10 protein-coding genes are annotated in these 14,458 nt (G+C 51.9%); all 10 read right to left on the minus strand.

The genetic code is table 11. The annotated features are described in order from the left end of the window. Nucleotides 1–51: 51 nt before the first annotated feature. Entirely contained in the window at nucleotides 52–1,740 is a 1,689-nt protein-coding gene (locus K7B67_RS02620; RefSeq protein WP_252178822.1) for a hypothetical protein, read from the minus strand. 99 nt (nucleotides 1,741–1,839) lie between these two features. Further along, entirely contained in the window at nucleotides 1,840–1,968 is a 129-nt protein-coding gene (locus K7B67_RS23825) for a hypothetical protein (RefSeq protein ID WP_256484693.1), read from the minus strand. Continuing rightward, complete coding sequence (locus K7B67_RS02625) at nucleotides 1,952–2,899, minus strand: C2H2-type zinc finger protein (protein WP_252178823.1); 948 nt, start codon at nucleotides 2,897–2,899, stop codon at nucleotides 1,952–1,954. Before K7B67_RS02625 ends, K7B67_RS23825 begins: the two co-directional genes overlap by 17 nt. Nucleotides 2,900–2,998: 99 nt before the next feature. Beyond that, complete coding sequence (locus tag K7B67_RS02630) at nucleotides 2,999–4,669, minus strand: hypothetical protein (RefSeq protein ID WP_252178824.1); 1,671 nt, start codon at nucleotides 4,667–4,669, stop codon at nucleotides 2,999–3,001. 99 nt (nucleotides 4,670–4,768) lie between these two features. Beyond that, nucleotides 4,769–6,124, minus strand: coding sequence for a hypothetical protein (locus K7B67_RS02635; protein WP_252178825.1), 1,356 nt, complete (start codon nucleotides 6,122–6,124; stop codon nucleotides 4,769–4,771). A gap of 99 nt (nucleotides 6,125–6,223) precedes the next feature. Beyond that, nucleotides 6,224–8,320, minus strand: coding sequence for a hypothetical protein (locus tag K7B67_RS02640; RefSeq protein ID WP_252178826.1), 2,097 nt, complete (start codon nucleotides 8,318–8,320; stop codon nucleotides 6,224–6,226). Nucleotides 8,321–8,419: 99 nt separating this feature from the next. Further along, entirely contained in the window at nucleotides 8,420–9,787 is a 1,368-nt protein-coding gene (locus K7B67_RS02645) for a hypothetical protein (protein WP_252178827.1), read from the minus strand. A 99-nt stretch (nucleotides 9,788–9,886) separates the two neighbouring features. After that, nucleotides 9,887–11,614, minus strand: a complete 1,728-nt coding sequence (locus tag K7B67_RS02650; protein ID WP_252178828.1) for a hypothetical protein — start codon at nucleotides 11,612–11,614, stop codon at nucleotides 9,887–9,889. 97 nt (nucleotides 11,615–11,711) lie between these two features. After that, nucleotides 11,712–13,052, minus strand: a complete 1,341-nt coding sequence (locus tag K7B67_RS02655) for a C2H2-type zinc finger protein (RefSeq protein WP_252178829.1) — start codon at nucleotides 13,050–13,052, stop codon at nucleotides 11,712–11,714. A 99-nt stretch (nucleotides 13,053–13,151) separates the two neighbouring features. Next, a complete protein-coding gene (locus tag K7B67_RS02660; protein ID WP_252178830.1) occupies nucleotides 13,152–14,366 on the minus strand; it encodes a hypothetical protein in 1,215 nt (404 codons plus the stop codon). Nucleotides 14,367–14,458: the final 92 nt, after the last annotated feature.

The raw sequence follows: 14,458 nt of genomic DNA on the forward strand, positions 1-14,458 counted from the left end.
CAAAATCTGGAGAGAGGTCGCTGGTTTCTGTGGGGCGGGTTGGGAAGTGGGTCATTCTTTATCACCCTTCTTTCTTTTTCCGTTAGATGGCGGCTGGTCATAGGCTTTTCTTTTAGGTCTCTTGAGTCTCTGGTCGGCAGGCAGGTGGGTCTGTTTATGCGTTTTCAGATCGTACGCCCGGTCGGTACTGTAGCAGCAGCCCTCATGGTCACAGTGGTGTGCCCTGAGTCTCTGGTCGACAGGCAGGTGGATCTGTTTGTGCCTTTTCAGGTTACCCGCCTGGTTGGTGCTGTAGTCGCAGCCCTCATCATCACACCGGTACACCCTGGATCTCTGGTCGGCAGGCAGGTGGGTCTGTTTGTGCCTTTCTAGTGTGTACGTCTTGTCGCTGCTGTAATTGCAGCCCTCATGCTCACACCGGTATACCCTGGCTCTCTGGTCGACAGGCAAGTGCCTCTGTTTGTGCCTTCCTAGATGGTACGTCTTGTCGGTGCTGTAATTGCAGCCCTCATGGTCACACTGGTGCACCTTGGGTCTCTGGTCGGCAGGCAGGTGGATGGGTTTGTGCTTTTTCAGATCGGCCGCCCGGTTGGTCCTGTAATCACAGCCCTGATGGTCACACCGGTGCACCTTGGGTTCCATGGGTCTCTGGTCGGCAGGCAGATGGGTCTGTTTGTGTCTTTTCAGAGAGCACCTGTGGCTGGTGCTGTAATTGCAGCTCTCATGGTCACACTGGTGCATCTTAGGTCTCTGGTCGGCTGGCAGGTGGGTCGGTTTGTGCTTTTTCAGATCGCTCGCATAGATGGTGCTGTAATCGCAGCCCTGATGGTCACACTGGTATGCCCTGAGCCTTTGGTCAGCAGGCAGGTGGGTTTGTTTGTGCGTTTTCAGATTGCGACTGTTGTCGGTGCGGTAGTTGCAGCCCTCATGGTTACACTGGTGCGCCTTGGATCTCTGGTCGGCAGGCAGGTGGGTTTGTTTGTGCGCTTTCAGACTGCCACTGTTGTCGGTGCGGTAGTTGCAGCCCTCATGGTCACACTGGTGAACCTTGGGTCTCTGGTCGGCAGGCAGGTGGGTCTGCTTGTGCCTTTTCAGATGGCTCGTCCATCCGGTGGTGTAGTTGCAGCCATCATGGTCACACTGGTACATCTTGGATTTCTTGGGTTTCCGGTCGGCAGGCAGGTGGGTCTGTTTGTGTGTTTTCAGATGGATCACCTGATCGGTGCTGTAAGTGGTTGAGGTGGTTTCCAGATTGTTAGCAGAGTTTGCTTCTGTTGCTTCTGTTGCTTCTGTTGCTTCTGTCTCTGACCCAGTGGCTATTTCATTGTTTGAAATGGCGTTCTGCTCAATTATTTTCAGTCTCAGGGTCGCACAGTACTCACTGATTTCGTTTAATGCCCGAAAAGGGTCAGGTGTCGTGTTTACACACTGAACATCCGTTTCGGTATCAGTTTCGTCTTCTTCAGAATGGTTGTCGCTATTGTCATCAGAGGTGCCGTTGTCTTCGGTGCCACTGTCTTCGCTGTAGGCACTATCATCAGAAGCTGCCCGGCTGTAAGCCTTAGCTTCGACGCCATTCCTGGACGAGACTTCGATAAAGAGCTTCGGGTTGTTGATAAGCGCCTTGCCAGCAGCCAGAACGAAGAGCAAAGACAGACTGTTTTCCTGAGCGTAGCCATTGGAGCAATGCACAGAAAAAGCAATGGCCAGAATCAAAATCAATGGTTTTTTCAATAGCAAGGATTGGCTTCCCAGTTGTTGAACTGTTTATTGGGAAATCAGGTTAGTCAAAATCTGGAGAGAGGTCGCTGGTTTCTGTGGGACGGGTTGGGAAGTGGGTCATTCTTTATCATCCTTCTTTCTTTTCTTGTTAGAAGGCGGCTGGTCAGACGCTTTTCTTTTAGGTCTCTTGAGTCTCTGGTCGGCAGGCAGGTGGGTCTGTTTGTGCCTCTTAGCCCTGATGGTCACACTGCTGCACTTTGTTTTTTTTGGGTCTCTGGCCGACAGGCAGGTGGGTCTGTTTGTGCCTTGTCAGATGGCACGACTGGTCGGTGCTGTAGTCGCAGCCCTGGTGGTCACACTGGTGCACCTTGGGTCTCTGGTCGGCAGACAGGTGGGTCTGTTTGTGATTTTGCAGATTGCACTTCTGGTCGCTCCTGTAGTTGCAGCCCTTGTGCCCACACTGATGCACCTTGGTTCTCTGGTCGGCAGGCAGGTGGGTCTGCTTGTGCCTTTTCAGATTGCTCGTCCATCCGGTGGTGTAGTTGCAGCCATCATGGTCACACTGGTACATCTTGGATTTCTTGGGTTTCCGGTCGGCAGGCAGGTGGGTCTGTTTGTGTGTTTTCAGATGGATCACCTGATCGGTGCTGTAAGTGGTTGAGGTGGTTTCCAGATTGTTAGCAGAGTTTGCTTCTGTTACTTCTGTTACTTCTGTTACTTCTGTTACTTCTGTCTCTGACTCGGTGGCTATTTCATTGTTTGAAGTGGCGTCCTGCTCAATCATTTTCAGTCTCAGGGTCGCACAGTACTCACTGATTTCGTTTAATGCCCGAAAAGGGTCAGGTGTCGTGTTTATACACTGAACATCCGTTTCGGTATCAGTTTCGTCTTCTTCAGAATGGTTGTCGCTATTGTCATCAGAGGTGCCGTTGTCTTCGGTGCCACTGTCTTCGCTGTAGGCACTATCACCAGAGGCTGCTCGGCTGTAAGCCTTAGCTTCGATGCCATTCCTGGACGAGGCTTCGATAAAGAGCTTCGGGGTGTTGATAAGCGCCTTGCCAGCAGCCAGAACGAAGAGTAAAGACAGACTGTTTTCCTGAGCGTAGCCGTAGCCATTGAAGCAATGCACAGAAAAGGTAATGGCCAAGGTCAAAATCAATGGTTTTTTGAATAGCAAGGCCCGGCTTCCCAGTCGTTGAACTGTTTGTTGGAAAATCAGGTTAGTCAAAACCTGGAGAGAGGGCGGAGGTTTCTTCGAGGCGGGTTGGGAGATGGATCATTCTTTATCATTCTTCTTTCTTTTCTTGTTAAAGGGCGGCTGGTCATACGCTTTCCTTTTGGGTCTCTCGAGTCTCTGGTCGGCAGGCAGGTGGGTCTGCTTATGCTTTCTCAGGTCTTCCGCCCGGTAGGTACGGTAGCTGCAGCCCTCATAATCACACTGGTGCGCCCTGGGTCTCTGGTCGGCAGGCAGGTGGGTCTGTTTGTGCTTTTTCAGACTGGGGCTGTGGTCGGTCCTGTAGTTGCAGCCCTCATGATCACACTGATGCACCCTGATTCTCTGTTCGGCAGGCAGGTGGGTCTGTTTGTGCTTTTTTAGATGTTCCTTCCGGGCGGTGCTGTAGTGGCAGCCCTCATGGTCACACTGGTGCACCTTGGGTCTTATGGGTCTCTGGTCGGCAGGCAGGTGGATCTGCTTATGCTTTTTCAGGTCGCTCGCCCGGTCGGTGCTGTAATCGCAGTCCTCATGGTCACACTGGTGCAGTTTGGGTCTCTGGTCAGCAGGCAGGTGGATCTGTTTGTGTATTTTCAGAATGGTCCTGTGGTCGGTCCTATAGTTGCAGCCCTCATGATCACACTGATGCACCCTGGGTCTCTGGTCAGCAGGCAGGTGGGTCTGTTTGTGCTTTTTTAGATGGTCCTTCCGGGCGGTGCTGTAGTGGCAGCCCTCGTGGTCACACTGGTGTATCTTGGGTTTCCTGGGTCTCTGGTCAGCAGGCAGATGGGTCTGTTTGTGCTTGTTCAGGTGGTGCACATAGCTGGTGCTGTGGTTGCAGCCCTCATGGTCACAATGGTGCACCTTGGGTCTTATGGGTCTTTGGTCGGCAGGCAGGTGGATCTGTTTGTGCTTGTTCAGATTGCTCTTACGGTCGGAGTTGTAGTCGCAGCCCTCATGGTCACACTGGTGCACCTTGGGTCTTATGGGTCTCTGGTCGGCAGGCAGGTGGGCCTGTTGGTGCGTTTTCAGAGGGTTCGTCTGATCGGTGCTGTGGGCAGTTGAGGTGATTTCCAGGTTGTTAGCATGGTTTGCATTGGTCACTTCTGCCTCTGACCCAGTGGCTATTTCATTGTCTGAAGTGGGCTCCTGGCTAATCATTTTCAGTCTCAGAGTCGCACAATACTCACTGATTTCGTTTAATGCTCGAAAAGGGTCAGGTGTTGTGTTTACACACTGAACATCCGTTTCGTCTTCTTCAGAAGCGGTGTCGCTGTTTTCATCAGAGCTACCGCTGTCTTCGGTGCCACTGTCTTCGCTGTAGGCACTATCATCAGAGGCTGCCCGGCTGTGAGCCTTAGCTTCGACGGCAGAATCAGGAGAGACGCCAGTGGCAGGAGAAAAGCAAACTCGTGGTATATCGCTGTGGTATTCGTCGGATTCTTGTTTCAACTCCCACCATTTAATGGCCTCGCTCTCTTCTTCTTCGACCGGTATTGGGCCGGGGGAGTGAAGGCCAATTTTCAGGTTATTGTTGGCTATAAGCCTTATCCGGGTAGGTTGGTTATTTCCGAAGCATACTTGTGCTTGCAAGGGCTTCGGGGTATAGGTAAGCGCCTTGCCAACAGCCAGAGCGAAGAGCAAAGGCAACCCGTTGTCCTGAGCGTAGCCATTGAAGCAATGCACAGAAAAGGTAATGGCCAAGGTCAAAATCAATGGTTTTTTGAATAGCAAGGCCCGGCTTCCCAGTCGTTGAACTGTTTGTTGGAAAATCAGGTTAGTCAAAATCTGGAGAGAGGGCGGAGGTTTCTTCAGGGCGGGTTGGCAAGTGGATCAGTTAGAGGGCGGCTGGTCATACGCTTTCCTTTTGGGTCTCTGGTCGGCAGGCAAGTGGGTCTGTTTGTGTGTTTTCAGACTGCCCCTGTTGTCGGTTCTGTAGTGGCAGCCCTCATGGTCACACTGATGCGCCTTGGGTCTGTGATCGGCAGGCACGTGGGTCCGTTTGTGCGTTTTCAGGTTGCTCGCATAGTCGGTGCTGTAGTTGCAGCCTTCATGTTCACACTGGTGCACCTTGGCTCTCTTGGCTCTCTGGTCGGCAGGTAAGTGGGTCTGTTTGTGCGTTTTCAGATTGCCCGTACGGTCTGAGATGTAGTTGCAGCCCTCATAGTCACACTGGTGCAACTTGAGTCTCTGGTCGGCAGGCAGATGGGTCTGCTTATGCTTTTTCAGATCGAACGCCCGGCAGGTGCGGTAGCAGCAGCCCTCATGGTCACAATGCAGCCTGGCTCTCTTGGCTCTCTGGTCAGTAGGCAGGTGGGTCTGATTGTGTATTTTCAGGCTGCCTCGGTGGTCGGTTCTGTAGTTGCAGCCCTCATGGTCACACCGGTGCACCTTGGGTCTCTGGTCAGCAGGCAGGTGGATATGTTGGTGCATTTTCAGATGGTGCGTGTTATGGGTGCTGTAGCCGCAGCCCTCATAGTTACACTGGTGAATCCTGGGTCTTTTGGGTCTCTGGTTGGCAGGCAGGTGGATCTGTTGGTGCCTTTTAAGATGGTTCGTGTAGTGGGTGCTGTAGCCGCAGCCCTCATGGTCACAATGGTGTACTTTGGTTCTCTTGGATTTCTGGTTGGCAGGCAGGTGGAACTGTTTGTGTGTTTTCTGATGGCCCGGCTGGTCGGTACTGTGAGCAGTTGAGGTGATTTCCAGGTTGTTAGCAGAGTTTGCATTGGTTACTTCCGCCTCTGGCCCAGTGGTTTTTTCACTGTCTGAAGTGGACTCCTGGCTAATCATTTTCAGTCTCAGAGTCGCACAATACTCACTGATTTCATTTAATGCTCGAAAAGGGTCAGGTGTCGTGTTTACACACTGAACATCCGTTTCGTCTTCTTCAGAAGGGGGGTCGCTGCTTTCATCCGAGGTGCCGCTGTCTTCGGTGCCGCTGTCTTCGGTGCCACTGTCTTCGGTGCCACTGTCTTCGGTGCCACTGTCTTCGCTGTAGGCACTATCATCAGAGGCTGTCGGGCTGTGAGCCTTAGCTGCGACGGCAGAATCAGGAGAGACGCCAGTGGCAGGAAAAAAGCAATAGCGAGTATTTGACTTTAAGAGTGGCTTTAAGAGGATGTCATCACCGAAGCAATGCACAGAAAAGGCCATGGCCAAGGTAAAAATCAATGGTTTTTTGGATAACAAGGCCTGGCTTCCCAGTCGTTGAACTGTTTATTGGTATCTCAGGTTAGTCAAAATCTGAAAAGAGGCCGGAGGTTTCTTTGAGCTGAGCTGGAAGACGGATCATTCTTTACCACCCTTTTTTCTTTTTCGGTTATATGGCGGTTGGTCATACGCTTTTCGTTTGGTTCTCTGGTTAGTAGGCAAGTGGATCTGTTTGTGCCTTTTCAGATTGTTTACATAGTCAGTAATGTAGTCGCAGCCCTCGTGGTCACACTGGTGCACTTTGGGTCTCTTGGGCCTCTGGTCGGCAGGCAAGTGGGTCTGTTTGTGTTTTTTCAGATTGTCCGTCTGATCGCAGCTGTAGTTGCAGCCCTCATGGTCACACTGGTGCACTCTGGGTCTCTGGCCAGGAGGCAGGTGGGTCTGTTTGTGCCTTTTCAGATTACACACCTGATTACTGCTGTAGTCGCAGCCCTCATAATCACAGTGGTGCAGCTTGAATATCTTGAGCCTCTGGTCGGCCGGCAGGTGGGCCAGCTTGTGCGTTTTCAGATGACCTATGTGATCGGTGCTGTAGTTACAGCTCTCATGATCACACTGGTGCCTCATGACTCTCTGATCGACAGGCAGATGGGTCTGTTTGTGCTTTTTCAGACTGCACGCTTGATGGCTGCTGTAGTTGCAGCCCTCGTGGTCACACTGGTGCACCTTGGCTCTCTGGTTGGTAGTCAGGTGGATCTGTTTGTGTGCTTTCAGATTGAACTTATGGTCGCTGCTGTAATTGCAGCCCTCATGGTCACACTTGTGCACCTTGACTCTCTGATCGGCAGGCAGATGGGTCCGTTTGTGCCTTTTCAGATGGCCCGCCAGCAGACTTTTGTAGTTGCAGCCCTTATGGTGACACTGGTGCACCTTGGGCATCCTGGGTCTCTTGGGTCTCTGGTCAGCAGGCCGGTGAGTCTGTTTGTGCTTTGTCAGATGGCTCTTGTAGTTGGTGCTGTAATTGCAGCCCTCATGGTTACACTGCAACCTGAGTCTCTGTTGGGCAGGCAAGTGGATCTGTTTGTGCATTTTCAAATTGCCTGCCAGATAAGTGCTGTAGTTGCAGCCCTCATGGTTACATTGCAAATTGAGTCTCTGTTGGACAGGCAAGTGGATCTGTTTGTGTTTTTTCAGATTGCCTGGCAGATCGGTGCAGTAGTTGCAGCCCTCATGGTCACACTGGTGCCTCCTGACTCTCTGGTCGGCAGGCAGATGGGTCTGTTTGTGCAATTTCAGATTGGTTGCATACTCGGTGCAGTAGCTGCAGCCCTCATGGTCACACTGGTACACCTTGAATATTTTGGGTCTCTGGTCGGCAGGCAGATGGGTCTTTTTGTGCGTTTTCAGATAGTTCGCCCGGTCGCTGCTGTAGTCGCAGCCTTCATGGTCACACTGATGCGGCCTGGGTCTCTGCTCAGCAGGCATGTGGGTCTGTTTGTGCTTTTTCAGATTGCCCTTGTGGTCGGTGTTGTAGTCGCAGCCTTCGTGGTCACACTGGTGCGGCTTAGGTCTCTGCTCAGCAGGCATGTGGGTCTGTTTGTGCTTTTTCAGATTGCCGCTGTGGTCGGTGCTGTAGTTGCAACCCTCATGCTCACACCGGTGCGCCCTGACTCTGTGGTTGGCAGGCAGGTGGGTCTGTTTGTCGGTTGACTCAATGGGCATTTCACTGTCTGAAATGAACTCCTGATTCATCATATTCTGTCTCAGGGTCGCACAATACTGACTGAATTCATTTAATGCCTGAAAAGGGTCAACTGTCGTGTTTACACACTGAGCATTAGTTTCAGTATTAGTGTCGTCTTCGTCAGAAAGGTTGTTGCTGCTTTCATCAGAGGAGCCGCTGTCTTCACTGCCACTGTCTTCACTGCCACTGTCTTCGCTGTAGGCACTATCATCAAAGGCTGCCCGGCTGCGAGCCTTAGCTTCGACGGCAGAATCAGGAGAGACGCCAGTGGCAGGAAAAAAGCAATAGCGAGTATTTGACTTTAAGATTGGCTTTAAGAGGATGTCATCACCGAAGCAAGCTCGTGGCATATCGCTATGGTTTTCGTCGGATTCTTGCTTCAACTCCCACCATTCAATGGCCTCACTCTCTTCTTCTGGTTCCGGTAGCGCATCCCGGTACACAGAAAAGGCCATGACCAAGGTCAAAATCAATGGTTTTTTGGATAACAAGGTCTGGCTTCCCAGTCGTTGAACTGTTTATTGGTATCTCAGGTTAGTCAAAATCTGGAAAGAGGTCGGAGGTTTCTTTTAGGTGGGTTGGGAGGGGGATCATTCTTGATCACTCTTCTTTCTTTTCTTGTTAGATGACGGCTGGTCATGCGCTTTTCTTTTGGGTCTCTTGAGTCTCTGGTCGGCAGGCCGGTGGGTCTGTTTGTGTTTTTTCAGACTGCCCCTGTTGTCGGTTCTGTAGTGGCAGCCCTCATGGTCACACTGGTGCACCTTGGGTCTCTGGTCGGCAGGTAGATGGGTCAGTTTGTGTGTTTTCAGACTGCCCTTGTTGTCGGTTCTGTAGTGGCAGCCCTCATGGTCACACTGGTGCACCTTGAATCTTTTGGGTCTCTGGTCGGCAGGCAGATGGGTCAGTTGGTGCGTATTCAGGCTGCCCCGGTGGTCGGTTCTGTAGTGGCAGCCCTCATGGTCACACTGGTGCACCTTGAATCTTTTGGGTCTCTGGTCGGCAGGCAGATGGGTCAGTTGGTGCGTTTTCAGGCTGCTCCGGTGGTCGGTTCTGTAGTGGCAGCCCTCATGCCCACACTGGTGCACCTTGGGTCTTTGGTCGGCAGGCAGGTGGATCCGTTTGTGCGTTTTCAGATTGTCCGCACGGTCTGTGCTGTAGTTACAGCCTTCATGTTCACACTGGTGGACTCTGGCTCTCTTGGCTCTCTTGGGTCTCTGGTCGGCAGGTAAGTGGGTCTGTTTGTGCGTTATCAGATTGCCCGCACGGTCTGTGCCGTAGTCGCAGCCCTCATGGTTACACTGGTGCAACTTGAGTCTCTGGTTGGCAGGCAGGTGGGTCTGCTTATGCTTTTTCAGGTCGAACGTCCGGCAGGTGCTGTAGCAGCAGCCCTCATGGTCACACTGCAGTCTGGCTCTCTTGGCTCTCTGGCCGGCAGGCAGGTGGGTCTGTTTGTGCGTTTTCAGAGGGTTCGCCTGGTCGGTGCTGTAAGTAGTTGAGGTGGTTTCCGAGTTGTTAGCAGAGTCTGCATTAGTCACTTCTGTCTCTGACCTAGTGGGTATTTCACTGTCTGAAGTGGACTCCTGGCTAACTATTTTCAGTCTCAGAGTCGTACAATACTCACTGATTTCGTTTAATTCTGGAAAAAAAACAGGTGTCGTGTTTATACACAGGACATCCGTTTCGGTATCAGTTTCGTTTTCTTCAGAAGGGTTGTCGCTGTTTTCATCAGAGGTGCCGTTGTCTTCGGTGCCACTGTCTTCGCTGTAGGCACTATCATCAGAGGCTGCCCGGCTGTGAGCCTTAGCTTCGACGGCAGAATCAGGAGAGACGCCAGTGGCAGGAGAAAAGCAATAGCGAGTATTTGACTTTAAGAGTGGCTTTAAGAGGATGTCATCACCGAAGCAATGCACAGAAAAGGCCATGGTCAAGGTCAAAATCAATGGTTTTTTGGATAACAAGGCCTGGCTTCCCAGTCGTTGAACTGTTTATTGGTATCTCAGGTTAGTCAAAATCTGGAAAGAGGTCGGAGGTTTCTTTTAGGTGGGTTGGGAGGGGGATCATTCTTGATCACTCTTCTTTCTTTTCTTGTTAGATGGCGGCTGGTCATACGCTTTTCTTTTGGGTTTCCTGGGGCTCTGTGTCTGGTCGGCGGGCAAGTGGGTCTGTTTGTGCCTTTGCAGATGGCTTGTGTGGCCGGTGCTGTAGTTGCAGCCCTCATGGTCACACTGGTGCACCTTGGGTTTCTTGAGTCTCTGGTCGGCAGGCAGGTGGGTCTGTTGGTGTTTTTTCAGATCGTTCGTCCGGTCGGTGCAGTAGTCGCAGCCCTCATGGTCACACTGGTGCACCTTGGGTTTCTTGGGTCTCTGGTCGGCAGGCAGGTGGATCTGTTTGTGCCTTTTCAGATTGCCCGTCTGGTTCGTGCAGTAGTTGCAGCCTTCATGGTCACACTGGTGGATCTTGGGTTTCTTGGGTTTCTTGGGTTTTTGGCTGACAGGCAGGTGGGTCTGCTTGTGCCTTTTCAGATGGCTCGGCCATTCGGCGCTGTAGTTGCAGCCCTCGTGGTCACACTGGTGCATCTTGGGCTTCCCGGGTTTCTGTTCGGCAGGCAGGTGGGTCTGCATGTGCCTTTGCAGATGGTTTTTGTGGCTGGTGCTGTAGTTACAGCCCTCATGGTCACACCGGTGCATGTTGACTCTCTGGTCGGCAGGCAGGTGGGTCTGTTTGTGCGCTTTCAAGTGGCCCGTCTGGTCGGTCATGTAATTGCAACCCTCATGGTCACACTGGTGCACCTTGGGTTTTCTGGGTTTCTGGTCGGCAGGCAGGTGGGTCTGTTTGTGCCGTTTCAGATCGTCCGACCGGTCGGTGCGGAAGTTGCAGCTCCCATGGTCACACTTGTGTATCCTGGATCTCTGGTCGGCAGGCAGGTGGATCTTTTTGTGCCTGTTCAGATGGCCCAAATAGTCGCTGATGTAGTCGCAGCCTTCATGGTCACACTGATGCACCTTGGGTTTATTGAGTTTGCCAGGTCTCTCTGTCACTCTTTCCTCTGACCCAGTGGGTGTGTCACTGTTTGAAATAAACTCTTGTTGAATCATTTCCAGTCTCAGAATCGCACAATATTGACTGAATTCGTTTAATGCTCGAAAAGGATCAAGAGTCGTGTTTGCACACTGAACATCCGTTTCGGTCTCAGTTTCGTCTTCGTCAGAACCGTTGTCGCTGCCTTCATCAGAGCTGCCGCTGTCTTCGCTGTAGGCACTGTCTTCGCTGTAGGCACTATCATCAGAGGCTGACCGATTGTAAGCCTTGGCGTCGACATCAGGGTCAGGAGAAAAGCAATAGCGAGTGTCTGGCCTTAAGAAGATGTCATCACCGAAGCAAGCTCGTGGCATGTCGAAGTGGTACCATTCAATGGCCTCGCACTCATCCTCAAGACCTTCTTCTCCTGGTTCCTGAGGCTTTTTATGGCCTCTAAAGCGAGAGAGTATGAGACTCACCCTTTGTTTCGCTGTTTCAAGGATTTCACGTTGTTGCTGATCTCCTTGCTGTATCTCAGTAGCGATAGCTTTCACCATAGAGTCAAGTTCTGGTAACGCATCCCGGTTCGGGAAAAGAGGGAGAAGAGTAGTTTCCCGGGTGTCAGAGTTAGCCTCCCCGACGATAAACGTCTTGCTGACAGCCAGAGCGAAGAGCAAAGGCAACCTGTTTTCCTGAGCGTGGCCATGAGAGCAATACATAAAAAAGGCAACGGACAAGGGCAAAATCAATCTTTTTTTGAATAACAAGGCCAGGCTTCTCAATCGTTGAGCTGTTCTGGTAAATCAGGTTAGTTAAAATCCGGAGAGAGTCCGGAGGTTTCTTTGAGGCAGGTTGGGAGGCGAATCATTCTTTATCACCTATCTTTCTTTTCTTGTTCGATGGCTGCTGGTGATACGCTTTTCTTTTGGGTCTCTGGTCGGCAGGCAGGTGGGTCTGTTTGTGCTTGTTCAGATTGCCCACGTGGTTGCTGCTGTAGTTGCAACCCTCGTGGTTACACCGGCGCACTCTGGGTCTCTGGTCGGCAGGCAGGTGGATCTGTTTGTGCGACATCAGATGGCTCAAGTGCAAGGTGCTGTAGTTGCAGCCCTCATGGTCACACTGCACTTTGGGTCTCTGGTCGGCGGGTAAGTGTTTTATTTTGTGGTTTTTCAGATTGCCAGCATAGACCGTGCCGTAGTCGCAGCCCTCGTGGTTACACTGGTACACTTTGGGTCTCTGGACGGCAGGCAGGTGGGCATATTTGTGCCTTTGCAGATTGCCCCTGTGGTAGGTGCTGTAGTTGCAGCCCTCATGGTCACACTGGTGCACCTTGGTTCTCTGGTCGTCAGGCAGGTGAGTCCTTTGGTGTGCTTTCAGGTTTCCCGGATGGTCTGTGCTGTAGCTACAGCCCTCATGGCCACACTGCACTTTAGGGCCTTTGACTCTCTGGTCGGCAGGCAGGTGGGTCTGTTGGTGCTTTTTCAGATTGCCCTTCAGGTTTGTGCTGTAGTTGCAGCCCTCATGGTCACACCGGTGCACCTTGGGTTTCTGAGGTCTTTTGGGTCTCTGGTCGGCAGGCAGGTGGGTCACCTCTGACTCAGTAGGTATTTTACTGTCTGAAATAGACTCCTGCTGAACCATTTCCAGTCTCAGAACCGCACAATACTCACTGAATTCATTCAATGCCCGAAAAGGATCCGGTGTCGTATTGACACACTGAAGATCCGCTTCGGTCTCAGTGTCGTCTTCGTCAGAAGGGTTATCGGTGCTTTCATCAGAGGTGCCGCTGTCTTCGCTGTCACTGTCTTCGCTGTCACTGTCTTCGCTGTCGGCACTATCATCAGAGACTGCCCGGCTGTAAGCCTCAGCCTTGCCGCCAGGGACAGGAGAAAAGCAATAGCGAGTGTCTGGCTTCAAGAGGACGTCATCACCGAACCAGGCTCGTGCCATGTCGAAGTGGTACCATTCAATGGCCTTGCTCTCTTCGCGCTCTTCACTTTCTTCAGGTAGAAGCCTTATCCGGGCGGGTTGATTGTTTCTCAGGCGTACTGAGACCTCAATAAAGGGCTTCGGGCTAGTGATAAGCGCCTGACTGACAGCCACAGAGAAGAGCAAAAGCAACCTCTTTTCCTGAGCCTGAGCATTAGAGCAATGCACAGAAAGGGCAATGGCCAAGGTCAAAATCAATGGTTTTTTGGATAGCAAGGCCTGGCGCCCCAGTCGTTGAATTGTTTATTTGGAAATCAGGTTAGTCAAAATCTGAAGAGAGGTCGGAGGTTTCTTTTAGAAGAGTTGGAAGGCGGATCATTCTTTATCACCCTTCCTTCTTTTCTTGTTCGATGGCAGCTGTTCATACGCTTTTCTTTTGGGTCTCTGGTTGGCAGGCAGGTGGATTTGTTGGTGCATTCTCAGATTGCCCGGGCGGTTTGTGCTGTAGTTGCAGCCTTCATGGTCACACTGGTGCACCTTAGGTTTCTTGACCCTCTGGTCGGCAGGCAGGTGAATCGGTTTGTGCCTTTTCAGGTGGGCCTTGTGTTCGGTGCTGTAGTGACAGCCCTCATGGTCACATCGGTGCAGCTTGAGTCTCTGGTCGGCAGGCAGGTGGGTCCATTTGTGCATTTTCAGTTTGCACGCATAGTCTGTGCAGTAGTGACAGCCCTCATGGTCACACCGGTGCTCCCTGGATCTTTGATCGGCAGGCAGGTGGGTTTGTTGGTGAGTTTTCAGATTGCCCGCCTGGTCAGCGCTGTAGTCACAGCCCTCATGGTCACACCGGTGTATCTTGACCCTCTGGTCGGCAGGCAGGTGGATCCGTTTGTGATTTTTCAGGTTGTGCACAAATCTGCTGCTGTAGTTGCAGCCCTCATGGTCACACTGGTGCACCTTGAGTTTGCTGAGTCTCTGGTCGGCAGGCAGGTGGGTCTGTTTGTGCCTTTTCAGATTGCCCTGATGGTCAGTGTTGTAGTGACAACCCTCATGGTCGCACTGGTGCAGCTTGGGTTTACTGGGGTTCTTGGGTCTCTGGTCGGCAGGCGGGTGGGAAACAGGCTCCTGATGAATCATTTTCAGTCTCAGAGTCGAACAATACTCACTGATTTCGTTTAATGGTTGAAAGGGATCAGGTGTCGTATTTACACACTGACCATCCGTTTCGGTCTCAGTGTCGTCTTCTTCGGAAGGGGGGTCGCTGTCTTCACTGTCACTGTCTTCGCTGTCACTGTCTTCGCTGTCACTGTCTTCGCTGTCACTGTCTTCGCTGTCGGCACTATCATCAGAGGCTGCCTGACTGTAAGCCTCAGCTTCGACGCCAGGGCCAGGAGAAAAGCAATAGCCAGTGCCTGGCTTTAAGAGGACGTCATCATCGAACCAGGCTCGTGGCATGTCGAAGTGGTACCATTCAATGGCCTCGTGCTCTGCTTCAATGAGCAAAGGCAACCTGTTTTCCTGAGTCCGGGCATTAAAGCAATGCACAGAAAAGGCAACGGTCAAAGTCAAAATCAATGATTTTTTGGATAGCAAGGCCTGGCTTCCCAGTCGTTGAATTGTTTATTTGGAAGTCAGGTTAGTCAAAATCTGGAGAGAGGTCGGAGATTTCTTTGAGGCGGGTTGGG

It is taken from the genome of Endozoicomonas sp. 4G (assembly GCF_023822025.1).
Classification (GTDB): Bacteria; Pseudomonadota; Gammaproteobacteria; order Pseudomonadales; family Endozoicomonadaceae; genus Endozoicomonas_A.